The sequence below is a fragment of the Phytobacter sp. RSE-02 genome, assembly GCF_040578655.1.
In the GTDB taxonomy this organism is placed as follows: domain Bacteria; phylum Pseudomonadota; class Gammaproteobacteria; order Enterobacterales; family Enterobacteriaceae; genus Phytobacter; species Phytobacter diazotrophicus.
The window spans coordinates 593,582-618,172 of record NZ_JBEULY010000001.1; the positions used below are offsets into that span (position 1 = coordinate 593,582).

General features: G+C 53.0%; 21 protein-coding genes. 20 read left to right on the top strand and 1 reads right to left on the bottom strand.

Going from position 1 to position 24,591, the window contains the following annotated elements; genetic code table 11:
* The first annotated feature begins 95 nt into the window (after positions 1-95).
* From udk to asmA, 3 genes are all read left to right on the top strand, one after another.
* Complete coding sequence (gene udk / locus ABU190_RS02595; protein WP_041852052.1) at positions 96-737, top strand: uridine kinase; 642 nt, start codon at positions 96-98, stop codon at positions 735-737.
* An 82-nt stretch (positions 738-819) separates the two neighbouring features.
* Positions 820-1,401, top strand: coding sequence for a dCTP deaminase (gene dcd, locus ABU190_RS02600; RefSeq protein ID WP_041851979.1), 582 nt, complete (start codon positions 820-822; stop codon positions 1,399-1,401).
* A gap of 25 nt (positions 1,402-1,426) precedes the next feature.
* Entirely contained in the window at positions 1,427-3,277 is a 1,851-nt protein-coding gene (asmA, locus tag ABU190_RS02605; protein WP_354690300.1) for an outer membrane assembly protein AsmA, read from the top strand.
* A 21-nt stretch (positions 3,278-3,298) separates the two neighbouring features.
* On the opposite strand, the gene ABU190_RS02610 is transcribed toward asmA, so the two are convergent.
* The gene (locus ABU190_RS02610) at positions 3,299-4,882 is read right to left on the bottom strand and encodes a TerC family protein (protein ID WP_354690301.1); all 1,584 of its coding nucleotides are present in this window, start codon (positions 4,880-4,882) and stop codon (positions 3,299-3,301) included.
* A 696-nt stretch (positions 4,883-5,578) separates the two neighbouring features.
* Between ABU190_RS02610 and ABU190_RS02615 the strand changes: the two genes are divergently transcribed.
* From ABU190_RS02615 to wzxC, 17 genes are all read left to right on the top strand, one after another.
* Positions 5,579-6,718 carry a polysaccharide export protein gene (locus tag ABU190_RS02615; protein WP_271850996.1) on the top strand — a complete coding sequence of 380 codons (1,140 nt, stop codon included), beginning with the start codon at positions 5,579-5,581 and terminating at the stop codon, positions 6,716-6,718.
* Between the two features lie 6 nt (positions 6,719-6,724).
* On the top strand, positions 6,725-7,168 hold the full coding sequence (wzb, locus tag ABU190_RS02620) for a low molecular weight protein-tyrosine-phosphatase Wzb (RefSeq protein WP_041851975.1): 444 nt from the start codon (positions 6,725-6,727) through the stop codon (positions 7,166-7,168).
* Between the two features lie 2 nt (positions 7,169-7,170).
* Positions 7,171-9,333 (top strand): tyrosine-protein kinase Wzc, encoded by a 2,163-nt coding sequence (gene wzc / locus ABU190_RS02625; protein WP_354690302.1) that lies wholly within the window; start codon positions 7,171-7,173, stop codon positions 9,331-9,333.
* A gap of 78 nt (positions 9,334-9,411) precedes the next feature.
* Positions 9,412-10,254 (top strand): colanic acid biosynthesis glycosyltransferase WcaA, encoded by an 843-nt coding sequence (gene wcaA, locus ABU190_RS02630; protein ID WP_354690303.1) that lies wholly within the window; start codon positions 9,412-9,414, stop codon positions 10,252-10,254.
* On the top strand, positions 10,254-10,745 hold the full coding sequence (gene wcaB, locus ABU190_RS02635) for a colanic acid biosynthesis acetyltransferase WcaB (protein ID WP_354690304.1): 492 nt from the start codon (positions 10,254-10,256) through the stop codon (positions 10,743-10,745). The genes wcaA and wcaB overlap by 1 nt, the downstream gene beginning before the upstream one ends.
* On the top strand, positions 10,742-11,959 hold the full coding sequence (gene wcaC, locus ABU190_RS02640) for a colanic acid biosynthesis glycosyltransferase WcaC (protein WP_354690305.1): 1,218 nt from the start codon (positions 10,742-10,744) through the stop codon (positions 11,957-11,959). Before wcaB ends, wcaC begins: the two co-directional genes overlap by 4 nt.
* Positions 11,934-13,154 (top strand): colanic acid polymerase WcaD, encoded by a 1,221-nt coding sequence (wcaD, locus tag ABU190_RS02645; RefSeq protein ID WP_041851970.1) that lies wholly within the window; start codon positions 11,934-11,936, stop codon positions 13,152-13,154. The genes wcaC and wcaD overlap by 26 nt, the downstream gene beginning before the upstream one ends.
* A 13-nt stretch (positions 13,155-13,167) precedes the next feature.
* Positions 13,168-13,914, top strand: a complete 747-nt coding sequence (gene wcaE / locus ABU190_RS02650; RefSeq protein WP_041851969.1) for a colanic acid biosynthesis glycosyltransferase WcaE — start codon at positions 13,168-13,170, stop codon at positions 13,912-13,914.
* Between the two features lie 146 nt (positions 13,915-14,060).
* Positions 14,061-14,609, top strand: a complete 549-nt coding sequence (gene wcaF / locus ABU190_RS02655; protein ID WP_079496321.1) for a colanic acid biosynthesis acetyltransferase WcaF — start codon at positions 14,061-14,063, stop codon at positions 14,607-14,609.
* 28 nt (positions 14,610-14,637) lie between these two features.
* The gene (gene gmd, locus ABU190_RS02660; protein WP_041851967.1) at positions 14,638-15,759 is read left to right on the top strand and encodes a GDP-mannose 4,6-dehydratase; all 1,122 of its coding nucleotides are present in this window, start codon (positions 14,638-14,640) and stop codon (positions 15,757-15,759) included.
* Positions 15,760-15,761: 2 nt separating this feature from the next.
* The gene (locus ABU190_RS02665) at positions 15,762-16,727 is read left to right on the top strand and encodes a GDP-L-fucose synthase (RefSeq protein ID WP_354690306.1); all 966 of its coding nucleotides are present in this window, start codon (positions 15,762-15,764) and stop codon (positions 16,725-16,727) included.
* A 2-nt stretch (positions 16,728-16,729) separates the two neighbouring features.
* Complete coding sequence (locus ABU190_RS02670; protein ID WP_071195745.1) at positions 16,730-17,203, top strand: GDP-mannose mannosyl hydrolase; 474 nt, start codon at positions 16,730-16,732, stop codon at positions 17,201-17,203.
* The gene (gene wcaI / locus ABU190_RS02675) at positions 17,200-18,504 is read left to right on the top strand and encodes a colanic acid biosynthesis fucosyltransferase WcaI (RefSeq protein WP_354690307.1); all 1,305 of its coding nucleotides are present in this window, start codon (positions 17,200-17,202) and stop codon (positions 18,502-18,504) included. Before ABU190_RS02670 ends, wcaI begins: the two co-directional genes overlap by 4 nt.
* Positions 18,501-19,937 (top strand): mannose-1-phosphate guanyltransferase, encoded by a 1,437-nt coding sequence (gene cpsB / locus ABU190_RS02680; protein WP_041851963.1) that lies wholly within the window; start codon positions 18,501-18,503, stop codon positions 19,935-19,937. The genes wcaI and cpsB overlap by 4 nt, the downstream gene beginning before the upstream one ends.
* 131 nt (positions 19,938-20,068) lie before the next feature.
* Entirely contained in the window at positions 20,069-21,439 is a 1,371-nt protein-coding gene (gene cpsG / locus ABU190_RS02685; RefSeq protein WP_041852051.1) for a colanic acid biosynthesis phosphomannomutase CpsG, read from the top strand.
* An 81-nt stretch (positions 21,440-21,520) separates the two neighbouring features.
* The gene (gene wcaJ / locus ABU190_RS02690) at positions 21,521-22,915 is read left to right on the top strand and encodes an undecaprenyl-phosphate glucose phosphotransferase (protein WP_354690308.1); all 1,395 of its coding nucleotides are present in this window, start codon (positions 21,521-21,523) and stop codon (positions 22,913-22,915) included.
* Positions 22,916-23,073: 158 nt separating this feature from the next.
* Positions 23,074-24,552: a colanic acid undecaprenyl disphosphate flippase WzxC gene (gene wzxC / locus ABU190_RS02695; protein ID WP_071195747.1), complete on the top strand. Its 1,479-nt coding sequence runs from the start codon at positions 23,074-23,076 to the stop codon at positions 24,550-24,552.
* Positions 24,553-24,591 lie beyond the last annotated feature (39 nt).

Consider the following 24,591-nt stretch of genomic DNA (forward strand, 5'->3'; position numbering starts at 1 on the left):
ACTGGTATCATGGACGCGAAATCCCTATAATTGCCGCGTTTGACGCTCAGGCGTCGTCCTTCCTTTACATCCAGGTTAATCAGGTCGCTAAATTTATGACTGATAAGTCACATCAGTGCGTCATTATCGGCATCGCCGGCGCATCGGCTTCAGGTAAAAGTCTTATTGCCAGCACGCTTTATCGTGAACTGCGTGAGCAGGTGGGTGATGAGCATATCGGCGTTATTCCGGAAGACAGTTACTATAAAGATCAAGGTCATCTGTCGATGGAAGAGCGTGTCAAAACCAACTATGACCATCCAAGCTCCATGGATCATAGTCTGCTGTTCCAGCATCTGCAGATGCTCAAAAGCGGCCAGGCCATTGAATTACCGGTCTATAGTTATGTAGAACATACCCGTACACCAGAAACTATTCACATCGAACCGAAAAAAGTCATCATTCTTGAAGGCATTCTGCTGCTGACCGACGCGCGCCTGCGTGATGAGATGAACTTTTCTATCTTCGTTGATACCCCGCTGGATATCTGCCTGATGCGCCGTATCAAGCGTGATGTGAACGAGCGTGGCCGTTCAATGGACTCGGTGATGGCACAATATCAGAAGACGGTTCGCCCGATGTTCCTGCAGTTTATTGAGCCTTCCAAGCAGTATGCCGATATCATCGTGCCGCGCGGAGGTAAAAACCGCATCGCGATTGATATTCTGAAAGCCAAAATCAGCCAGTTTTTTGAATAATACATGATAGGCTGTACCCTTTAGTTTACTTTGCTTTGCCCCTGAATTGTCAGGGGCGTCATGCACGAAAGGAGAAAGTGCCATGCGTCTTTGCGACCGAGATATTGAAGCCTGGCTGGATCAGGGGCGTCTGTCGATTACCCCGCGTCCCCCCGTTGAGCGCATTAATGGCGCGACTGTCGATGTCCGCCTGGGCAACAAATTTCGTACCTTCCGTGGGCACACTGCTGCGTTCATCGATTTGAGCGGGCCGAAAGACGAAGTGAGTGCGGCGCTCGATCGTGTAATGAGCGATGAAATCGTTCTCCCCGACGGGGAAGCCTTTTTCCTGCATCCTGGCGAACTGGCGCTGGCGGTGACCTTTGAATCGGTGACATTGCCGGCCGACCTGGTGGGCTGGCTGGATGGACGCTCTTCACTGGCGCGTCTGGGGCTGATGGTCCACGTCACCGCACACCGCATCGATCCCGGCTGGTCAGGCAGTATCGTGCTGGAGTTCTATAATTCTGGCAAACTGCCGCTGGCATTGCGCCCCGGTATGCTGATTGGTGCGCTGAGCTTTGAACCGCTCTCCGGCCCGGCCGACCGTCCGTATAACCGCCGCCAGGACGCGAAGTATCGCGACCAGCAGGGCGCGGTTGCCAGCCGCATCGACAAGGACTGAGTGATTTGTACCCACTGAGGCTGCCATGAGAAGAGTGTTAACCACGCTAATGATATTACTGGTCGTGCTGGTAGCCGGCCTTTCGGCGTTGGTCGTCATGGTCAACCCAAACGATTTTCGTGACTACATGGTGCGTCAGGTTGAAGCCCGTAGCGGCTACCAGTTGCAACTTGACGGCCCGCTGCGCTGGCATGTCTGGCCGCAACTGAGCATTCTCTCCGGGCGCGTTACCCTGACCGCCCCGGGAGCGGAAGCCCCTGTAGTGAAAGCGGACAATATGCGCCTGGATGTTGGGCTGCTGCCGCTGCTCTCTCATCAGCTTCAGGTGAAGCAGGTCATGCTCAAAGGGGCTGTCATTCAACTGACGCCGCAGACCTATGCGGCACCAGAACATGATGCGCCGGTTGCTCCTAAAGAGAACACGCTGCCGCAGGCTGCCGAAGATCGTGGCTGGTCGTGGGATATTGCCCGACTACAGGTTGCCGACAGCGTGCTGGTTTTCCAGCATGAAAATGACGAACAGATTACCGTGCGCGATATTCGCCTGCAGATGGAACAGGATGCTACGCACCAGGCGACGCTGGACTTTTCGGGGCGCGTGAATCGCGATCAGCGCGATCTCTCGTTATCCCTGAAAGCGCAAGTGGATGCCAGCGACTATCCGACCCACCTCACGGCGGCCATTAGCGATCTGAAATGGCAATTGCAGGGGGGCGATGTCCCGGCACAGGGTATTACGGGCGAGGGGAGCCTCTCCGCGCAGTGGCAGGGCGATCGTCAGCAAATTTCCATTAGCAATCTCCATCTTAGCGCCAACGACAGCGCATTTAGCGGCAAGGGCAGCGTCATTCTTTCTGCAAAACCGCAATGGCTGCTGGATTTACAGTTCGACACGCTGAATCTCGATAATCTGCTTGCGCCGAAAGAGACGGCTTCCACGGATGCTTCGACTGAACAACAGGGGCAGCAAGCGCAGGGGCGTATGCCGCGGCCGGTGATTGCCAATAGCGTACAGCAGGAATATACCAGCCTGCGTGATTTCACCGCGCAGGTATCGCTTACCGCCAATAATATTCGCTGGCGCGGAATGCGCTTTGATAACGTCACCGGTCAGTTCTCTAATAATGCCGGTTTGCTCAGCATCTCTACGCTGCAGGGCAAAATGGGCGATGGGGATATTTCTCTGCCCGGTATGCTGGATGTGCGCCGTGATAAGTCACGTGCCGTCTTCCAGCCGCGGCTGGATAACATCGAAATTGGCAATATCCTTAAAGCGTTCAATTACCCGATTGCCCTCACGGGTAAACTCTCTCTGGCGGGAGATTTTTCGGGGAGCCGGATTGATGCTGATGATTTCCGGCGTCACTGGCAGGGCGATGCCCATGTCGAGATAAAAGACAGCCAGATGGAAGGGCTGAACTTCCAACAACTGGTCCAGCAGGCAGTTGCCCGTAGCAGTGATGTACAGGCACAGGAAAATTACGATAACGTGACGCGTCTCGACACCTTCAGCACTGAGCTGTCGCTGGACTCGGGCGTCATGACGCTGGCGGATATGCAGGGGCGTTCACCGTTGCTGAGCCTGTCCGGCCAGGGTGAAATGGACCTGGTGAAGGAGCAGTGTGACACCCACTTTAACATTCGTGTACTCGACGGCTGGAAAGGCGACAGTAAACTGATTGATTACCTGAAATCTACCGACATTCCGCTGAACGTGTATGGTAAATGGCAGTCACTGAATTATAGCCTACAGGTCGATCAGATTTTACGTAAGCATTTGCAGGATGAAGCGAAACGCCGACTGAATGAGTGGGCGGATCGCAACAAAGACAGTCAGAACGGTAAAGACCTGAAAAAACTGCTCAATAAACTGTAACGCCGGGAGCCCCGGCGTCAGTCAGACCTGATAATCCAGTTCGTCGCCCGTATTCAGGGCGATGATCTGGACCTTCTGCACGCGGTGGCTTTCCACCTCCAGCGTTTTTACGACATAGTCGCCTACCTGAACTTCTTCTCCTGGCGTCGGGATCCGTTGCAGATACTCCATCAATAGCCCGGCGATCGTGTGATATTCCCGCTTTTCATCCAGCGGCAGCGGGACATATTGCACCAAATCTTCCAGCGGCATATGGCCATTCGCGGTCCAGCTACCGTCACTGTTTTTCTGAATGTCGTGGCGGGCATCGATCTCCTCTACTTCATTCGGTAGATTGCCGGCAATGGTCTCCATCACGTCGCTCAGGGTGACCACACCTTCAACCGAACCGAACTCATCGACCACAAACGCAAAATGGGTGCGGGCACTACGAAACTGCTCCAGCGCCTGCAGCAGTGGCAGGGTTTCCGGGAATACCAGCGGTTGGCGGATCAATACGCGCAGATCCAGCGGCTCACCGCGCAGGGACTGTTGCAGTAAATCAATAACATGCACCACGCCCAGCAAATCACTCTCTTCATTGCCACCGGTCACCACTATGCGCGTATGCTGGTTTTTCTCCAGCAGATCGCGAATCTCCGCTTCCGGGGCGTTCAAATCGATATGTTCAATATCATGACGGGAGGTCATGATGCTGCTAACGGTACGCTGATTGAGGTTAAGCACCCGACCAATCATCCGCCGCTCTTGCGGGTTAAAAAGCTGACTACTGTCATGGTCGACCAGCAGGGAAGAGGTTTCAGCATCAAGCTCCGCATCCTCTTTTTTGCCGCTCAGCAGACGCAGGACGGCTTCTGTCGTGCGCTGGCGTAAGGTCTGGTTGGCTGAGAGAAAACGGCGACGGTTGAAGATAGCAAGCTGATTAAGCGCTTCAATCATGACCGAGAAGCCTATCGCGGCATACAGATAGCCTTTCGGGATATGGAAACCAAAGCCTTCGGCGACAAGGCTAAAGCCAATCATCAGCAGGAAACTCAGACAAAGAATGACAATCGTCGGATGGCTGTTCACAAAACGCGTCAGCGCTTTGCTGGCAAGCAGCATCAGCGAGATGGCGACAATCACGGCGGCCATCATGACAGCCAGATGATCAACCATCCCGACTGCGGTAATCACCGAGTCGAGAGAGAAAACGGCATCCAGGACGACGATTTGCGCTACCACGGCCCAAAACTTCGCTCCGCGTCGTTGCGTGGGGTTATCGCTGTCTTTACCTTCCAGACGTTCGTTAAGTTCCACGGTGGCCTTAAAGAGCAGAAACAGGCCGCCGAACAGCATAATGAGATCGCGCGCGCTGAAACTGAGGTCGCGGAAGGAAAAAAGAGGATTGGTGAGCGTAACCAGCCAGGAGATAGACGCAAGCAGTAGCAGGCGCATGACCATCGCCAGTAGCAGCCCTGTAACACGGGCACGGTCGCGTTGCGCCGGTGGGAGTTTTTCCGCAAGTATCGCGATAAAAACCAGGTTATCAATGCCGAGCACGAGTTCGATCACAATCAGCGTAATCAGACCGGCCCAGATTGATGGATCGGCAATCCATTCCATCGTATGTGTAACACCTTATCAATTCTAACAATTGTCGTTATCTGATCATGGATAAAGCCAATCTAAATTGCAATGCTGGTATGCGATTTATCTTATTTCTGACCACGCTGGGAGAATATATTAAAAATCTATTTCCTTATTAGTAATGGGATTATTTACGCCAGTTGGTGAAAAGACCTTTTAGGATATTTCGCATGCGTAAATGCAGGTAAGGATTTTGTCAATATCAATAAAATCCTAAAAACCCAAATATTTGCTCTTAATATTATTCTTAAAAATATGTTTAGGGCGGGATGTTGCCTTGCCTGTAATTCGCTTAGCTGCAACAATTCCTCCAGCATGTTTCAAATATACCTGTGAAGTTATTTTTAATGCAGCTAAACAGCGTAAATCCTTATGACTGCCGTATTTAAGGCATCCAGGAATATTCTCTATCAGGTTCGGGGTACAAAAGGGTGTTTTCAATAACTTACTGTTTAATCAGTGGATTGGTAGCTGAAAGCCAAGGGCGGTAGCCTGCCTGACAGCATGTCAAAAAGTCTGGATTATTCTGTCAATAGCATGTGGTTGAATAAGCGATTTTTAGGACTGATACCAGTTATATTAAGTTTCGATTAACTGCATTCTGATTCCGTTATGACCAGTCGCTTATTTAAATACACAGGATAATTACTCTGCAAAAGTGATAATTAATCAATGATGAAATCCAAAACGAAATTGATACCATTATTGGTGTCCATGAGCTTGATGAGTGGCTGCACAGTTTTTCCCGGTAGCAATATGTCAACGTCGGGAAAAGATGTGATTAAACAACAAGACGCCGATTTTGATTTAGACCGCATGGTGAATGTCTATCCATTGACGCCACGTCTGGTTGAGCAATTACGTCCGCGACCGAATGTCGCCCAGCCGAATATGTCGCTGGATCAGGAAATCTCAAACTATCAATATCGTGTTGGCCCAGGGGATGTGCTTAGCGTTACCGTCTGGGACCACCCTGAACTGACCACGCCGGCAGGCCAGTACCGCAGTTCAAGCGACACCGGTAACTGGGTACAGCCCGATGGCACCATGTTCTATCCCTATATTGGCAAAGTTCATGTTGTGGGGAAAACCCTTGGCGAAATCCGCAGTGATATTACCGGCCGCTTAGCGACGTACATCGCTGACCCGCAGGTGGACGTTAATATCGCCGCTTTCCGTTCGCAGAAAGCCTATGTCTCCGGGCAGGTCAACAAATCAGGCCAGCAGGCCATCACCAACGTTCCGCTGACGGTTCTGGATGCGATTAACGCCGCGGGCGGACTGACCGATGCCGCCGACTGGCGCAATGTGGTGCTGACACATAACGGCAAAGAACAACGTATCTCCCTGCAGGCGCTGATGCAGAACGGCGATTTGAGCCAAAACCGTCTGCTCTATCCGGGCGACATCCTCTTCGTACCGCGTAATGACGATCTGAAAGTCTTCGTAATGGGTGAAGTTAAAAAACAGAGCACCCTCAAAATGGACTTCAGCGGTATGACGCTGACCGAAGCGCTGGGTCAGGCCGAAGGCATCGATCTGACAACTTCCAACGCCAGCGGCATCTTCGTTATTCGTCCGCTGAAAGGCGAGAACGGTCGCGGCGGCAAGATTGCCAACATCTATCAGCTTGATATGTCCGATGCGACATCGCTGGTGATGGCGACTGAATTCCGCCTCCAGCCGTATGACGTGGTGTATGTGACGACCGCACCGGTTGCTCGCTGGAACCGTCTCATCAATCAGTTGCTGCCAACCATCAGTGGCGTTCGCTACATGACGGATACGGCGCGCGACATTCACACCTGGTGATAGGCGATGTTTAACAAAATTCTGGTGGTGTGTGTGGGGAACATTTGCCGTTCCCCCACGGCGGAGCGGCTGTTGAAAAAGTATCAGCCCGCATTAACGGTGGAGTCAGCCGGTCTCGGGGCGCTGGTAGGTAAAAGCGCGGATGCGGAAGCAACGCGCGTGGCAGAGAAAAACAATCTGTCCCTTGAAGGGCATTGCGCCCGGCAGATTTCCGGAAAAATGTGCCGTGATTTCGACCTGATTCTGGTCATGGAAAAACGGCATATCGCCGCACTGTGCGAAATCGCCCCGGAAATGCGCGGCAAAGTGATGCTGTTTGGTCACTGGGACGATGAACGTGAAATTCCCGATCCGTATCGCAAAAGCCGCGACGCCTTTGAGGCTGTTTACACCTTACTTGACCAGTCTGCCCGCCAGTGGGCGCAGGCACTGAACGCTCAGCAGGGATAACAATGACAGAGAAAACACACCATTCCGCCGCGCCGTCGGTGGGAAATGATGAAATCGATGTAGGGCGATTAATCGGTACAGTCGTCGAGGCACGCTGGTGGGTGCTGGGGATCACCGGCTTATTTGCCGCGGCTGCTATCGTTTACTGCCTGTTTGCCACGCCCATCTACAGTGCGGATGCGCTGGTACAGATTGAGCAGAATGCCGGCAATTCGCTGGTGCAGGATATCGGTTCGGCGCTGACGAACAAGCCGCCCGCGTCAGAAGCGGAAATTCAGTTGATTCAATCCAGGTTGGTGCTGGGTAAAACCGTCGATGATTTAAACCTGGATATCGCCGTAACCAAAAACACCTTTCCGGTTTTTGGCGCGGGCTGGGACAGACTGATGGGTCGGCAAAATGACACGGTCAAAGTGACGACATTCACGCTCCCCAAAGGCATGAATGATCAGGTCTTTACCCTCAAGGTGCTGGGGCCGAAACAGTACTCCCTGACCAGCGACGGTGGTTTCAGCGCCCGTGGTGAAGTAGGGCAACCGTTAAGTAAGGACGGTGTGACCATGCTGGTAAGCGCCATTCAGGCGGCGAACGACAGCGAATTCACCGTAACCAAATTCTCGACACTCGGGATGATCAATAATCTGCAAAACAACCTGAGCGTGACCGAGAACGGCAAAGATACCGGGGTGCTCAGTCTTACCTACATCGGAGAAGATCGCGATCAGATCCGCGATATTCTGAACAGTATTACCCGCAACTACCTGCAACAGAACGTTGAGCGTAAATCCGAAGAGGCGGCGAAAAGCCTGGAGTTCCTCAATAAACAACTGCCGGAAGTGCGCGCCAAACTGGACGTGGCCGAAAACAAACTCAACACCTATCGTCAGCAGCAAGATTCTGTGGACCTGCCGCTGGAAGCGAAATCGGTGCTTGACTCGATGGTTAACATCGATGCGCAGCTTAATGAACTGACCTTTAAAGAGGCGGAGATTTCCAAGCTGTACACCAAAGCGCACCCGGCTTACCGCACATTGCTGGAAAAGCGCAAAGCGCTGGAAGATGAAAAGGCCAAACTCAACACCCGCGTGACGGCAATGCCAAAAACGCAGCAGGAGATTGTCCGTCTGACGCGTGATGTGGAATCCGGCCAGCAGGTGTATATGCAGTTGCTGAATAAACAGCAAGAGCTGCGTATTACCGAGGCCAGTACTGTGGGGGATGTGCGCATTGTCGATGCCGCCATTACTCAGCCGGGCGTACTGAAACCGAAAAAAGCGCTGATCATTCTTGGCAGTATCATCCTTGGGTTGATTCTCTCCGTTGTGGTGGTTCTGCTGCGTTCACTCTTTAATCGTGGTATCGAAAGCCCGCAGGCGCTGGAAGAGCAGGGGATCAGTGTTTACGCCAGCATCCCACTGTCGGAGTGGCAAAAAGCGCGCGATACGGTCAAAACCGTCAAGGGCAACAAGCGTTACAAACAGCGCCAGTTGCTGGCGGTGGGTAACCCGGCGGATCTGGCGATTGAAGCGGTACGCAGCCTGCGCACCAGCCTCCATTTCGCCATGATGCAGGCGCCCAATAACGTCCTGATGATGACCGGGGTCAGCCCGTCGATTGGTAAAACGTTTGTCTGCGCCAACCTGGCGGCGGTCATTAGCCAGACCAACAAACGTGTGCTGATGATCGACTGTGATATGCGTAAAGGCTATACCCATGAACTGCTCGGTACCGATAACGTTAACGGTCTGTCGGACATTCTGGTAGGCAAGGGCAATATTGAAAGCTGCGCCAAAAAGACCTCCATCGCCAACTTTGACCTGGTGCCGCGTGGGCAGATCCCGCCAAACCCGTCCGAACTCTTAATGAGCGAACGTTTCACGCAGTTGCTCGACTGGGCGAGTAAACATTATGACCTGGTGCTGATTGATACACCGCCAATCCTTGCGGTGACCGATGCTGCGATTGTGGGTCGCCATGCGGGCACCACGCTGATGGTCGCGCGTTACGCGGTGAACACGGTGAAAGAGGTCCAGACCAGCCTGAGCCGCTTTGAGCAAAACGGTATTCAGGTCAAAGGCGTCATCCTGAACTCCATTTTCCGCCGCGCTACTGGCTATCAGGATTACGGCTATTACGAATACGAATACAAATCTGATAGCAAATAATATTTTCCCCTCACCCTAACCCTCTCCCTCAAGGGAGAGGGCGGGGGCGATGGGAATATTGATCAATCGGGGAAGAAAATGACCACAGAACGTCCGTTAATCTCGATTTATATGCCAACGTGGAACCGCCAACAATTGGCGATCCGCGCCATCAAATCGGTGCTGCGTCAGGATTACACCCACTGGGAAATGATCATTGTTGACGACTGCTCGACGGCCTTTGAGCAACTCCAGAGTTATGTGGCCGAACTGAATGATCCACGCGTGACCTATACCCGTAACGCTTTTAATTCCGGCGCCTGTGCGGTACGCAACCAGGCGATCATGCAGGCGACAGGTCAGTTTATTACTGGCATTGATGATGATGATGAATGGACGCCGGACCGCCTGTCGGTCTTTCTGGAACATAAACACCATCTGGCAACGCGAGCTTTTCTCTATGCCAATGACTATGTCTGCCAGGGCGAAGTCTATTCACAACCGACCAGTTTACCGCTTTACCCAAAATCGCCGTTTTCCCGCAAGCTGTTCTACAAGCGCAACATTGTGGGCAACCAGGTGTTTAGCTGGTCATGGCGCTTCAAAGAGTGTCTGTTCGATACAAAACTGAAAGCGGCACAGGACTACGACATCTTTTTACGCATGGTGGAGCAGTACGGCGAACCGTGGAAAATCGAAAGAGCGACGCAAATTCTGCATATCAATCACGGTGAAATGCAGATTACTTCGTCGCCGAAAAAATTCTCCGGCTACTTCCATTTCTACCGGAAACACAAAGCCAAGTTTGACCGCGCCAGCAAGAAATATCAGCTCTTCACGCTGTACCAGATCCGCAACAAGCGTATGAACTGGCGCACGCTGCTGACCCTTTTCTCCGTGCGTAATGGCAAGCGTCTGGCTGATGGTCTGCGAGGGAAATAATGCGACTGGAAGATTTTCGCGCTAATCAATGGAGTTTGCGCCCATGCTGCATGGTCGCGGCCTATCGCGTCGCCCATTTTTGCTCGGTATGGCGTAAGAAAAATGTGATCAACAACCTGTGGGCTGCCCCCGTGCTGTTGATTTACCGCTTTATGACGGAGTGCCTGTTTGGCTATGAGATCCAGGCGGCTGCGACGATTGGCCGTCGTTTCACTATTCACCATGGTTATGCCGTCGTGATCAATAAGCACGTGGTCGCGGGTGATGATTTCACCATTCGCCATGGCGTGACCATCGGCAATCGTGGCGCAGACAATCTGGCCTGTCCGGTCATCGGCAACAACGTTGAACTCGGGGCCAATGTCGTCCTGCTGGGTGATATCACCATTGGCAATAACGTCGTGGTTGGCGCAGGCAGCGTCGTGCTTGACAGCGTGCCGGATAATGCGCTGGTGGTCGGTGAAAAAGCGCGGGTGAAGACAATAAAATGAATATATTACAATTTAACGTTCGCCTCGCCGAAGGCGGCGCGGCGGGTGTCGCGCTGGATTTACACCAGCGGGCATTGCAGCAAGGCATGCAATCGCGGTTCGTCTATGGTTACGGTAAAGGCGGCAAGAAAAGTGTCAGCCATGACCAGTATCCCAACGTGTTTAAACAGACTCCACGTCTGACATCGATAGCAAACCTGGCGCTGTTTCGCCTGTTTAACCGCGATATATTTGGCAAACTTAACAATCTCTATCGCAGCGTCAGCCGCACCAAAGGCCCTGTGGTGCTGCACTTTCACGTGATGCACAGCTACTGGCTGAACCTGAACGAAGTGGTGGCATTCTGCCAGAAACTGAAAGCGCATAAGCCTGACGTGACCTTTATATGGACGCTGCACGATCACTGGAGTGTCACCGGGCGCTGTGCGTTCACCGATGGCTGTGAAGGCTGGAAACAGGGATGCAAAAAATGCCCGACACTGGCGAACTATCCACCGGTAAAAGTGGATCGCGCGCATCAACTGGTGGGTGAGAAGCGCCGTTTATTTAACGAGATGATGGCACTCGGCTGCCAGTTTATATCCCCCAGCCAGCACGTGGCGGAGGCCTTCAACAGTCTGTACGGTGCGGGGCGTTGCCGCATTATCAATAATGGTATTGATGTGGCGACCGAAGCCATTCTGGCGGAGTTGTCTCCGGTTACCGTCACCCAGGGGCGCCCGAAAATCGCCGTGGTGGCGCACGACCTGCGCTATGACGGCAAGACCAATCAACAACTTGTCCGTGACGTGATGGCGCTGGGTGAACAGGTTGAGCTGCATACCTTTGGCAAGTTTTCTCCCTTTGAGGGACCGAACGTGGTGAACCACGGCTTTCTGACAGATAAACGTCAGTTAATGAGCGAACTCAACCAGATGGATGCGCTGCTCTTTACCTCGCGTGTGGATAACTACCCGCTCATTTTGTGTGAAGCGCTCTCCATTGGTGTGCCGGTGATTGCCACGCACAGCGATGCAGCGCGTGAGGTTCTGGAGAAGTCCGGCGGCAAGACCTTTAGCGACGCGGAGGTCGTGCCGCTGGTGCAGCGTCACAAAGCCGACATCGCGCAGGCCGTATTCGGCACATCGCTGGACGCGTTTCGGGCGCGTAGTCGCCGTGCATACAGTGGGCAACAGATGCTGGAGGAATATGTCTCATTCTATCAGGGTCTGTAGTTATCTCCTGCTGCCGCTGATTTACCTGCTGGTTAACGTGAAAATTTTCCAGCTTGGCGAAAGCTTTCCGATAACCATTGTGACGTTCTTACCGCTGTTACTGCTGCTCTATGTGGATAAACTCAACCTGAAAAAGTTGATGATTGCCCTGGGCACCGGTGCGGGATTAACGCTGTTTAACTACATTTTTGGCCAGTCGCTTAACGCCAGTAAGTATGTCACCTCAACGATGCTGTTTGTTTATATCGTGATCATCATCGGCATGGTGTGGAGCATTCGGTTCAAAACTGTTTCGCCGCATAACTACCGCAAAATACTCCGCTTCTTCTACGTGGTGGTTGCGTTGGTCGTGATGCTGGCAGCGGCGGAAATGGCGCAAATTATTCTCTCCGGCGGCAGCAGCCTGATGGAGATAATTTCGAAATATCTGATTTACAGTAACAGCTACGTACTGAATTTTATCAAATTTGGCGGTAAGCGAACCACGGCGCTCTATTTCGAACCGGCATTCTTCGCTCTGGCATTAATCTCAATTTGGCTCAGCATCAAACAGTTTGGTATCAAAACGCCGAAGACAGATGCTATGATTCTGACAGGGATAGTTCTTTCGGGATCGTTTTCAGGGGTAATGACATTTATCCTTTTTTATCTACTGGAATGGGCATTTCAGTATTTAAACAAGGAAGCGATACGCAAGAAATTACCGCTGGCCATTATTTCACTGGCGGTATTTGTTGTCGGGGTGGTGTTCGCCTTTCCTTATATTGCGGAACGTCTCGGTGATTTAGGAACAGAAGGCTCCTCCTCTTATTATCGCATTATCGGACCGCTGGCGATGGTGGGATATTCCCTGGCCAACATTGATGGTGTGGTAAGATTCGGCTCACTTTACGAATATGTCGCATCATTCGGAATCTTTAACGGTGCAGATGTCGGTAAAACCATAGACAATGGCTTGTATCTGTTAATTATCTATTTTTCATGGTTTGCCGTATTACTGACCGGTTGGTATTTGTTCAAAGTAGCAAGAATGACTGTCAATGCGTTTGGTAATAATCAGAATTTTCGTGTTCAGCTTTATCTGTTCGCTCCGATATCGTGGTTTTTTACGGGGTCGATTTTTAGTCCTGAATACGCATTTTTAATTGTTTGCCCGTTTATTTTCCGCAAGGCGTTAAATATTTCGAGCATATGACGAGGTGGGTCACATGTTACTAAGCGTTATTACCGTTGCGTTTCGTAATTATGAAGGCGTGATGAAAACCTGGGAATCGCTGGCCCATCTGGCACAGGCGCAGGATATCGCATTTGAGTGGATCGTTGTTGATGGCGGCTCTGCCGACGGTACCGCAGAGTTTCTGAAAAATCTTAACGGCCAGTACCACTTACGTTACGTCAGCGAGAAAGATAATGGCATCTATGATGCGATGAATAAAGGCATCAGCATGGCCAATGGCCGCTTCGCGCTGTTCCTCAACTCAGGTGATATTCTGCATCCGGAAAGCGTCGATGTTATTCGCCAGTTGGCAGAAAAACGTGACAATGCCATGTACATTGGTGATGCATTATTAGATTTCGGCGATGGTACAAAAATACGCCGTAGCGCGAAACGCGGTTGGTATATTTACCATAGTCTGCCCGCCAGCCATCAGGCCATATTCTTCCCGATGAGTGGCCTGAAAACCTACCCCTACGATTTACAATATAAAGTCTCTTCCGATTACGCGCTGGCAGCCAGAATGTTTAAGGCAGGCTTTCGCTTTAAACGCCTGCACGGTCTGGTATCCGAATTTTCAATGGGTGGCGTCTCTACGTCGAATAACCTTGAATTATGTCGGGATGCTCGCAACGTCCAACGAAAAATATTACACGTGCCGGGTTTCTGGGCGGAATTGTCGTACCTGTTACGTCTGCGTACGACTGGCAAAGCGAAAGCCTTATATAACAAAGCATAATGTGAATGCCCTGAATAATTTGAATCGCGGGAAGACGGGAAGTCAGAAAATTCCGATGAGCTTACATGTGTAAGTGATTCGGATGAACGCTGCAGTTAACGCACCGGCGGTTTGAAGAATAACGGGTACACGTATAAGGAAACACGATGCAAGACTTACAAGGATTCTCCGTGCCGAAAGGCTTCCGGGGCGGGAATGCTATTAAGGTTCAATTGTGGTGGGCGGTGCAGTCAACATTATTTGCCTGGTCGCCACAAATTATGTATCGCTGGCGTGCCTTTCTGTTGCGTTTATTCGGTGCAAAAATCGGAAAAAACGTAGTGATTCGTCCGTCGGTGAAAATAACGTATCCATGGAAATTAACGCTGGGTGATTATAGCTGGGTTGGCGATGACGCTGTGTTATATACCCTGGGCGATATCTCAATTGGCGCTAATTCTGTGATTTCGCAGAAATGTTATTTGTGTACCGGCAGTCACGATTTTATGAGCGCGCATTTTGATATTACCGCGTCGCCCATCGTGATTGGCGATAAATGCTGGCTGGCAACGGATGTCTTTGTTGCTCCCGGCGTGCGTATTGGTGACGGAACGGTTGTCGGTGCGCGCAGCAGTGTTTTTAAGACGCTTCCGGCAAACGCAGTTTGCCGTGGCAACCCCGCAGTGGTAACGCGCGAACGCGTAAAAACTGAATAACTTCTGATAAGTAATAGAGGAATAAAATATGTCTAAAGTCGCTCTCATCACCGGCGTTACCGGGCAAGATGGCTCTTATCTGGCAGAACTGCTTCTGGAAAAGGGTTATGAAGTTCATGGCATTAAGCGTCGTGCCTCTTCATTCAACACTGAGCGTGTGGACCATATTTATCAGGATCCGCACACCAGTAACCCGAAATTCCACCTTCACTACGGTGATCTGACGGATACCTCTAACCTGACCCGTATTCTGCAGGAAGTGCAGCCGGATGAGGTTTATAACCTTGGGGCGATGAGCCACGTAGCGGTCTCCTTTGAATCGCCGGAATATACCGCAGATGTGGATGCGATGGGGACATTGCGTCTGCTGGAAGCCATTCGCTTCCTGGGCCTTGAAAAGAAAACGCGCTTCTACCAGGCCTCTACCTCTGAGCTGTATGGCCTGGTCCAGGAGATCCCGCAGAAAGAGACCACGCCGTTCTACCCACGCTCTCCGTATGCGGTGGCAAAACTGTACGCCTACTGGATCACCGTTAACTACCGTGAATCCTATGGCATGTACGCCTGCAACGGCATTCTGTTTAACCACGAGTCTCCGCGCCGTGGTGAGACCTTCGTCACCCGCAAAATTACCCGTGCCATTGCCAACATCGCCCAGGGCCTCGAATCTTGCCTGTACCTTGGCAACATGGACTCCCTGCGTGACTGGGGTCATGCGAAAGATTACGTGAAAATGCAGTGGATGATGCTGCAACAGGACCATCCGGAAGACTTCGTTATCGCTACCGGCGTGCAGTATTCCGTGCGTCAGTTTGTGGAAATGGCGGCGGCGCAACTGGGTATCAAACTGCGCTTCGAAGGCAAAGGCGTGGAAGAGAAGGGGATTGTGGTTTCCGTCACCGGCCATGACGCGCCAGGCGTGAAACCGGGTGATGTGATTGTTGCCGTTGACCCGCGTTACTTCCGTCCGGCGGAAGTGGAAACCCTGCTCGGCGACCCGACCAAAGCACACGAAAAACTGGGCTGGAAACCGGAAACCACGCTGCAGGAGATGGTCTCTGAGATGGTAGCCAAAGATCTTGAAGCGGCGAAAAAACATTCGCTGTTAAAAGCTCACGGTTACGAGGTTGCCATCGCGCTGGAGTCCTGAGAATGACGAAACAACGTATCTTTGTCGCGGGTCACCGCGGCATGGTCGGATCGGCCATTGTAAGACTGCTGTCGCAGCGCGAAGACGTGGAGCTGGTGCTGCGTAGTCGTGACGAACTGAACCTGCTGGATTCCGCACAGGTGCAGGCGTTCTTTGCCAGCGAACGTATCGACCAGGTCTATCTGGCAGCGGCGAAAGTGGGTGGTATTGTCGCCAATAACACCTACCCGGCAGATTTTATCTACGAGAACATGATGATGGAGTGCAACATCATTCACGCGGCGCATGCGCATGACGTGAACAAGCTGTTGTTCCTCGGTTCATCCTGTATTTACCCGAAGCTTGCGCACCAGCCGATGGCTGAAAGTGAACTGTTGCAGGGGACGCTGGAGGCGACGAACGAACCGTATGCGATTGCCAAAATTGCCGGTATCAAACTGTGCGAGTCCTATAACCGCCAGTACAACCGCGATTATCGCTCGGTAATGCCGACCAACCTGTACGGGCCGAATGACAACTTCCACCCAAGCAACTCCCACGTGATCCCGGCGTTGCTCCGTCGCTTCCATGAAGCCACGCTCAGCAACGCGCCTGACGTGGTGGTATGGGGCAGCGGCACGCCGATGCGTGAGTTCCTCCATGTGGACGACATGGCGGCGGCCAGCATTCATGTGATGGAGCTGGACCGGGAAGTGTGGCAGGAGAATACCGAACCGATGCTGTCGCACATTAATGTCGGCACCGGTATGGACTGCACGATCCGTGAGCTGGCGCAAACGCTCGCCCAGGTCGTGGGCTACAAAGGCCGGGTGGTCTTTGATGCCACCAAGCCGGATGGTACGCCACGCAAACTGCTGGATGTGTCCCGCCTGCACGCGCTTGGCTGGTATCACGAGATCTCGCTGGAGCAGGGGCTGGCAAGCACCTACCAGTGGTTCCTCGAAAATCAGCAACGGTTCAGGGGGTAAGCATGTTTTTACGTCCGGAAGATTTTGCCACGGTCGTGCGTTCGACTCCGCTTATCTCCATCGATCTTATCGTGGAGAACGAAAGCGGCGAGTTTTTGCTCGGCAAGCGTACGAATCGTCCGGCGCAGGGTTACTGGTTTGTGCCGGGTGGACGGGTGCAAAAAGATGAACCTCTGGCGAGCGCGTTTGAACGTTTGACGCTGGCTGAACTGGGCGTACTCCTGCCGATGTCGGCAGGAGAGTTTTATGGCGTCTGGCAGCACTTCTATGACGATAACTTCTCCGGCAGCGATTTTTCTACCCACTACATCGTGCTCGGCTTTCGCTTACGGGTCGATGCCTCCACGCTGGCCCTGCCGACAGAACAGCACGATGACTATCGCTGGCTGACGCCCGATGTGCTGATAGCTGACCCGCTGGTACATGACAATAGCCGCGCCTACTTCAAAGAAGCGCGGGGAGTACCGGGCTTATGAAAATTCTTGTTTACGGCATCAACTATGCGCCGGAGTTAACCGGTATCGGTAAATACACCGGCGAGATGGTGGAATGGATGGCCCGGCAGGGGCATGACGTGCGTGTCATTACCGCACCGCCTTACTACCCGGAATGGCAGGTGGGTAGGGCGTATTCCGCCTGGCGTTATCGCCGGGAAAGCGGTGCCGCGACCGTCTGGCGCTGTCCTCTGTATGTGCCGAAACAGCCTTCGACATTGAAACGCCTGATTCACCTGACCAGCTTCGCCGTGAGCAGCTTTTTCCCGCTGATGGCACAGCGTCGCTGGAAGCCGGATCGCATCATCGGCGTGGTACCGACACTGTTTTGCACACCGGGTATGCGCCTGCTGGCAAAACTCACCGGCGCGCGCACGCTGCTGCACATTCAGGATTATGAAGTTGACGCCATGCTTGGCTTAGGGATGGCCGGGAAAGGCAAAACCGGCAAAGTGGCGAAACTGGCCGCCGCGTTTGAGCGCAGCGGTCTGCATAATGTCGACAATGTGTCCACCATCTCCCGCTCAATGATGAACAAAGCACGGGAAAAAGGGGTGGAGCCAGGGCGGATAATCTTCTTCCCGAACTGGTCAGAAGTGGCCCGCTTTCGCGACGTTGACGCGCAGGACGTTGCCCAACTGAGACAAGCGCTGGGATTGCCGGAAGATAAAAAAATCATTCTTTACTCCGGCAACATAGGTGAAAAGCAGGGGCTGGAAAATGTGATTGCGGCCGCGGCTAACCTTCGCGAGCAACCGTGGTTGTTTGTGATTGTGGGTCAGGGTGGCGGCAAAGTCAGACTGGAAAAACAGGCTCTGCAACAGGGGCTGGATAACGTGAAATTCTTTCCGTTGCAGTCTTACGAGGCGTTGCCTGCGCTGCTCAAGATGGCCGATTGCCATCTGGTGATTCAAAAACGTGGCGCGGCGGATGCCGTGCTGCCATCGAAACTGACCAATATCCTCGCCGTGGGCGGCAATGCCGTTATCACCGCCGAGGCGTCCACCGAATTGGGCCAACTGTGTCTGGCATCGCCGGGCATTGCCGTGTGCGTAGAGCCTGAATCCGTACCGGCGTTGACGGCGGGCATCGAACAGGCACTCTTGATGCCCAAAACCAACGCGGTGGCACGTGAATATGCCGAACGCACGCTCGAGAAAGAGAGCGTGTTAACCCAGTTTATGACTGATATCTCCCGACGCGATCCGGCGGTCAGTGCAGGGCAGGCCGCCCACGCGCAAGACGAACGTCTGAATTACGAAGGGAATGGGGATAAATCATGAGTCAAACACAACTGTATCCGGTAGTGATGGCCGGAGGCTCCGGCAGCCGCCTGTGGCCACTGTCCCGTGTCCTGTATCCAAAACAATTCCTCTGCCTGAAAGGCGATTTGACCATGCTGCAGACCACCGTTTGCCGTCTGGACGGGGTGGAGTGTGAAAGTCCGGTTGTTATCTGTAATGAACAACACCGCTTTATCGTTGCCGAGCAGTTGCGCCAGCTCAACAAGCTGACGGAAAACATCATCCTTGAACCGGCGGGGCGTAACACCGCACCGGCGATCGCGCTGGCCGCAATGGCGATCAAACGCCATAACCCGACCTCTGACCCGCTGATGCTGGTGCTGGCGGCGGATCATGTGATTCAGGATGAAGAAGCGTTCCGCACGTCGGTGCGCCAGGCGCTGGCCTATGCCGAAAGCGGCAAACTGGTGACCTTTGGCATCGTACCGGACCTGCCGGAAACCGGTTATGGCTACATTCGTCGTGGGGAAGTGACCCCAGGTAAAGGTGAAGGTCTGGCCTTCGACGTGGCGCAGTTTGTGGAAAAACCGAACCTCGATACGGCGCAGGGTTATGTGGCGAGCGGTGAATATTACTGGAACAGCGGCATGTTCCTGTTCAGCGCCGGGCGCTATCTGGAAGAGCTGAAAAAATATCGTCCCGATATTTACGAGGCCTGCGAACGCGCAATGAATGTAACGGACCCGGACCTGGACTTTATCCGTGTTGATGAAGCCGCGTTCCTGGCCTGCCCGGAAGAGTCTATCGACTACGCGGTAATGGAAAAAACCGCCGATGCGGTGGTGGTACCGATGGATGCCGGCTGGAGTGATGTGGGTTCCTGGTCCTCGTTATGGGAAATCAGTGCCCATACGCCCGAGGGAAACGTCCATCACGGCGACGTCATCAGTCATGATACGGAGAATAGCTTCGTCTATGCGGAGTCCGGTCTGGTCACCACCGTCGGCGTGAAAGATCTGGTGGTGGTGCAGACCAAGGATGCCGTGCTGATTGCGGACCGTAACCATGTGCAGGATGTGAAGAAAGTGGTCGAGCAGATCAAAGCGGATGGCCGCCATGAGCACCACATCCACCGCGAAGTCTACCGTCCCTGGGGGAAATATGACTCCATTGATGCGGGCGATCGCTATCAGGTGAAGCGCATCACCGTGAAACCTGGCGAAGGGCTTTCGGTCCAGATGCATCATCATCGGGCTGAACACTGGGTCGTGGTGGCTGGTACGGCGAAAGTCACCATTAATGACGAGATCAAACTGCTGGGTGAGAACGAGTCGGTCTATATTCCGCTCGGTGCACGTCACTGTCTTGAGAACCCAGGGAAAATACCGCTCGATTTAATTGAAGTACGGTCCGGTTCATATCTTGAAGAGGACGATATTGTGCGGTTTGAAGATCGCTACGGGCGCATCTGACACTGTCCGACACCTTTCGCGCAGCCGCTGATTTGCCGCAACGCGACGTCGGATAGCTATAACGATTGAATTCTTTTTGATTATTTCTCCACACCGGAGAGGGCTAACTGTTGCCTGAAAACGAGGTAATGATGGAAAAATTAACCTGTTTTAAAGCCTACGATATTCGCGGCAAGCTGGGTGAAGAGCTGAATGAAGACATTGCCTGGCGGATTGGCCGGGCCTATGGCGAGTATTTAAAACCGCAAACCATCGTGCTGGGCGGTGATGTCCGTTTAACGAGCGAAACATTAAAGCTGGCGCTGGCCAAAGGGCTACAAGACGCGGGTGTGGATGTTCTGGATATCGGCCTTTCGGGCACCGAAGAGATCTATTTTGCCACCTTCCATCTGGGCGTAGATGGCGGTATTGAAGTGACGGCCAGCCATAACCCGATGGACTACAACGGCATGAAGCTGGTCCGTAAAGGTGCCCGTCCAATCAGCGGTGATACGGGGCTGCGCGATGTTCAGCGCCTGGCAGAAGCGAATGACTTCCCGCCGGTGAATGCGCAAAAACGCGGCAGCTATCGGCAAATCAACCTGCGTGACGCCTATATTGATCACCTGCTCAGCTATGTCGACCTGGCGAATTTTAAACCGTTAAAGCTGGTGATCAATTCCGGTAACGGGGCGGCAGGGCCGGTCATTGATGCCCTCGAACAGCGCTTTAAGGCGAACAATGTTCCCGTGACCTTTATCAAGGTGCACAACACCCCTGATGGCAACTTCCCGAACGGTATCCCGAATCCACTGCTGCCGGAGTGCCGTGACGATACCCGCAACGCGGTTATTGAACATCATGCGGATTTAGGTATCGCGTTTGACGGCGATTTTGACCGCTGCTTCTTCTTTGACGGTAACGGCCAGTTCATCGAGGGCTATTACATCGTCGGTCTGCTGGCGCAGGCATTCCTGGAGAAAAATCCCGGCGCGAAGATTATCCACGACCCTCGCCTTTCCTGGAACACGGTGGACGTTGTCACGGCGGCAGGCGGTAAGCCGGTGATGTCGAAAACCGGACATGCGTTTATTAAAGAGCGGATGCGTGAAGAGGATGCGATCTACGGCGGTGAGATGAGCGCGCATCACTATTTCCGTGATTTTGCCTATTGCGATAGCGGCATGATCCCATGGCTTTTGGTGACGGAGCTGCTGTGTCTCAAGGGCAAAACGCTGGAAGCGCTGGTACGCGATCGCATGGCGGCTTTCCCGGCCAGCGGCGAGATCAACTTAAAGCTGGACCAGGCCGCGCCGGCAATCGCCCGCGTCGAAGCGCATTTCAGCGGTTCTGCGCTTAGCGTTGACCGTACCGATGGCATCAGCATGTCCTTCCCGGACTGGCGCTTTAATTTGCGCTCGTCCAATACCGAGCCGGTTGTGCGTCTGAACGTGGAATCGCGCAGCGACACCGCGCTGATGGAGGCGCGAACACAGGACATTCTGGCGTTGTTGAAACAGTAATCCCTGTTTTCCCCTCACTCTAACCCTTTTCTGCGAGAGGAGAGGGCTGGGGTGGGGGGAAACAAATGAATAGGTACAACGATGACAAATCTAAAAAAGCGCGACCGGGCCAAAACGAATGCATCGTTAATCTCAATCGTGCAGCGATTCTCAGACATCACCATCATGTTCGGTGGGCTGTACATTGTCTGTAGGTTCAATACGTTGCCATTCTTTTATCAGCACCTGCTGATGGCCCTCATTACCCTCGTGGTGTTCCAGATGATTGGCGGCATGACCGATTTTTATCGTTCATGGCGTGGTGTGCGTTTTATGACCGAGCTGGTTTTATTGTTGCAAAACTGGACCCTCAGTTTTGTCTTTAGCGCCGGTCTGGTGGCTTTTCGCAGCGAACTTAACAATACCTTTGCCCTCTATTTTGCCTGGTATTTGCTCAGCAGTTCAGGGCTGATTATCTGCCGTGGCATTATCCGTTTTGCCGCCGGTTGGCTGCGTAATCATGGCTATAACACCCGTCGCGTTGCGGTGGCGGGCGACCTTCCCGCCGGGCAGGAACTGCTGGAGAGTTTTCGTAATGAACCCTGGCTGGGTTTTGAAGTGATCGGTGTCTATCACGACGCGAAACCGGGTGGCGTGAGCAGTGACTGGGTGGGCAATTATGACCAACTGCTTGACGACGCTCGCGCCGGGAAAATCCACAACGTCTACATCGCCATGTCAATGAACGACGCTCAGTGCATCAAACATCTGGTGCGGCAACTGGCAGACACCACCTGCTCGGTGATCCTGATACCCGATGTTTTCACCTTCAACATTCTGCATTCGCGGATTGAAGAGGTGAATGGCGTGCCGGTGGTGCCGCTGTATGACACGCCGCTTTCGGGCGTCAACCGCATTCTCAAACGCCTCGAAGACATTGTACTGGCGTCGCTCATCCTGATGCTGATCTCACCGGTTCTGTTGGGGATCTCGCTGGCGGTGAAATTGACCTCCCCGGGCCCGGTTATCTTCCGTCAGACCCGTTATGGCATGGACGGTAAAGCCATCAAGGTGTGGAAATTCCGTTCCATGAAAGTCATGGAGAACGACAAGGTCGTAACCCAGGCCACGCAAAACGATCCGCGCGTGACCAGAGTTGGCAGCTTCCTGCGCCGGACGTCACTGGATGAGCTGCCGCAGTTTATCAATGTACTGACAGGCGGGATGTCTATCGTCGGACCACGCCCTCATGCGGTGGCGCATAACGAGCAGTACCGTCAGCTCATTGAAGGCTACATGCTGCGTCATAAAGTGAAACCGGGTATTACCGGCTGGGCGCAGATCAATGGCTGGCGCGGCGAGACGGATACGCTGGAAAAAATGGAAAAACGCGTTGAGTTCGACCTCGAGTACATCCGTGAATGGAGTCTTTGGTTCGATATCAAAATCGTTTTTCTGACCATCTTTAAAGGGTTTGTGAATAAAGCGGCGTATTAGGAACTTGTCCCATAAGGCTATTTTGCTGGCCATTTTGAACCAGGGCAGTGCTCAAAATCCTCACGTACTTCGTGTACGTTCCGGTTTTTCCGCGCTGTCCGTGTTCAAACTGCCTGCGCCAATAACGCCTTATGGGCCATGTTCAAAGGAAAAAAATCATGAGCTTACGTGAAAAAACCATCAGCGGGGCGAAATGGTCGGCCATGGCAACATTGACCATTATCGGGCTTGGGCTGGTACAGATGACCGTACTGGCGCGCATTATCGATAACCACCAGTTTGGCCTGCTCACTGTCTCGCTGGTGATTATCGCGCTCGCCGATACGCTATCGGATTTTGGTATTGCCAACTCCATCATCCAGCGTAAGGAGATAAGTCATCTCGAACTCACCACCCTGTACTGGCTGAATGTCGGGCTGGGGCTGGTGGTCTGTGTGGCTATCTTTTTACTCAGCGATCTGATTGCCGGGTTGCTGCATAACCCGGATCTGGCGCCGCTGATAAAAACCCTGTCGCTGGCCTTTGTGCTGATTCCGCATGGTCAGCAGTTCCGGGCGCTGATGCAAAAGGAGCTGGAGTTTAACAAGATCGGCAGCATAGAAACCGTCTCGGTGCTGGCTGGTTTTACCTTTACGGTGGTCAGCGCCTTTTTCTGGCCACTGGCAATGACCGCCATCCTCGGTTATCTGGTTAACAGCGCCGTGCGTACGCTGCTCTTCGGTTGGTTTGGCCGCAAGATTTACCGTCCGGGTCTGCATTTTTCGCTGCGTTCGGTCAGTTCCAACCTCAAGTTTGGCGCGTGGCTTACGGCGGACAGTGTTATTAACTACCTGAACACCAACCTCTCTACGCTGGTACTGGCGCGCATCCTTGGGGCCAGTGTCGCGGGCGGTTACAACCTGGCCTATAACGTGGCTGTCGTTCCACCAATGAAACTCAACCCCATCATTACGCGCGTCCTGTTCCCGGCTTTCGCCAAAATTCAGGATGACACGGAAAAGCTGCGGCTTAATTTTTACAAGCTGTTGTCGGTGGTGGGGATCATTAACTTTCCGATCCTGCTTGGGCTGCTGGTGGTGTCGAATAATTTCGTGCCGCTGGTGTTCGGCGAGAAGTGGAGCAGCATCATTCCTGTCCTGCAATTGTTATGCATTGTGGGGCTGCTGCGTGCGGTCGGCAATCCGATTGGTTCATTGTTAATGGCTAAAGCCCGCGTGGATATCAGCTTTAAATTCAATGTCTTCAAAACCTTTTTGTTTATTCCCGCCATCATTATCGGCGGTCACCTGGCAGGCGCCATTGGCGTCACGCTGGGCTTTCTGCTGGTGCAGATTATCAACACCGTCCTGAGCTATTTCGTGATGATCAAACCTGTTCTGGGATCCAGCTATCGCCAGTACATCCTGAGTCTGTGGCTGCCGTTCTACCTGTCGCTGCCGACGCTGGTGGTGAGTTATGGGCTGGGGCTGTCACTCGCCGGGCGTCTGCCGGTGTCGGCATTGCTTGCCGTTCAGGTGATGGCGGGCGCGCTGGCATTCGCGGCGATGATTGTGCTGTCACGCAATGCGCTGGTGGTGGAGATGAAGCGCCAGTTTTGCCGCAACGAAAAGATGAAAACGCTATTGCGTGCCGGTTGATATTCATTTTCCTCCTCACCCCGGTTCTCTTCCCGAACG

Excerpts from the sequence above, each read along its gene's own strand:
- cpsB (WP_041851963.1), top strand. The coding sequence starts at position 18,501 with ATGAGTCAAACACAACTGTATCCGGTAGTGATGGCCGGAGGCTCCGGC.
- wcaD (WP_041851970.1), top strand. The coding sequence starts at position 11,934 with ATGTCTCATTCTATCAGGGTCTGTAGTTATCTCCTGCTGCCGCTGATT.
- wcaF (WP_079496321.1), top strand. The coding sequence starts at position 14,061 with ATGCAAGACTTACAAGGATTCTCCGTGCCGAAAGGCTTCCGGGGCGGG.
- ABU190_RS02610 (WP_354690301.1), bottom strand. The coding sequence starts at position 4,882 with ATGGAATGGATTGCCGATCCATCAATCTGGGCCGGTCTGATTACGCTG.
- asmA (WP_354690300.1), top strand. The coding sequence starts at position 1,427 with ATGAGAAGAGTGTTAACCACGCTAATGATATTACTGGTCGTGCTGGTA.
- ABU190_RS02670 (WP_071195745.1), top strand. The coding sequence starts at position 16,730 with ATGTTTTTACGTCCGGAAGATTTTGCCACGGTCGTGCGTTCGACTCCG.
- gmd (WP_041851967.1), top strand. The coding sequence starts at position 14,638 with ATGTCTAAAGTCGCTCTCATCACCGGCGTTACCGGGCAAGATGGCTCT.
- wzb (WP_041851975.1), top strand. The coding sequence starts at position 6,725 with ATGTTTAACAAAATTCTGGTGGTGTGTGTGGGGAACATTTGCCGTTCC.
- wcaC (WP_354690305.1), top strand. The coding sequence starts at position 10,742 with ATGAATATATTACAATTTAACGTTCGCCTCGCCGAAGGCGGCGCGGCG.
- cpsG (WP_041852051.1), top strand. The coding sequence starts at position 20,069 with ATGGAAAAATTAACCTGTTTTAAAGCCTACGATATTCGCGGCAAGCTG.
- wcaE (WP_041851969.1), top strand. The coding sequence starts at position 13,168 with ATGTTACTAAGCGTTATTACCGTTGCGTTTCGTAATTATGAAGGCGTG.
- dcd (WP_041851979.1), top strand. The coding sequence starts at position 820 with ATGCGTCTTTGCGACCGAGATATTGAAGCCTGGCTGGATCAGGGGCGT.
- ABU190_RS02665 (WP_354690306.1), top strand. The coding sequence starts at position 15,762 with ATGACGAAACAACGTATCTTTGTCGCGGGTCACCGCGGCATGGTCGGA.
- ABU190_RS02615 (WP_271850996.1), top strand. The coding sequence starts at position 5,579 with ATGATGAAATCCAAAACGAAATTGATACCATTATTGGTGTCCATGAGC.
- wcaA (WP_354690303.1), top strand. The coding sequence starts at position 9,412 with ATGACCACAGAACGTCCGTTAATCTCGATTTATATGCCAACGTGGAAC.
- wzxC (WP_071195747.1), top strand. The coding sequence starts at position 23,074 with ATGAGCTTACGTGAAAAAACCATCAGCGGGGCGAAATGGTCGGCCATG.
- wzc (WP_354690302.1), top strand. The coding sequence starts at position 7,171 with ATGACAGAGAAAACACACCATTCCGCCGCGCCGTCGGTGGGAAATGAT.
- wcaI (WP_354690307.1), top strand. The coding sequence starts at position 17,200 with ATGAAAATTCTTGTTTACGGCATCAACTATGCGCCGGAGTTAACCGGT.
- udk (WP_041852052.1), top strand. The coding sequence starts at position 96 with ATGACTGATAAGTCACATCAGTGCGTCATTATCGGCATCGCCGGCGCA.
- wcaJ (WP_354690308.1), top strand. The coding sequence starts at position 21,521 with ATGACAAATCTAAAAAAGCGCGACCGGGCCAAAACGAATGCATCGTTA.
- wcaB (WP_354690304.1), top strand. The coding sequence starts at position 10,254 with ATGCGACTGGAAGATTTTCGCGCTAATCAATGGAGTTTGCGCCCATGC.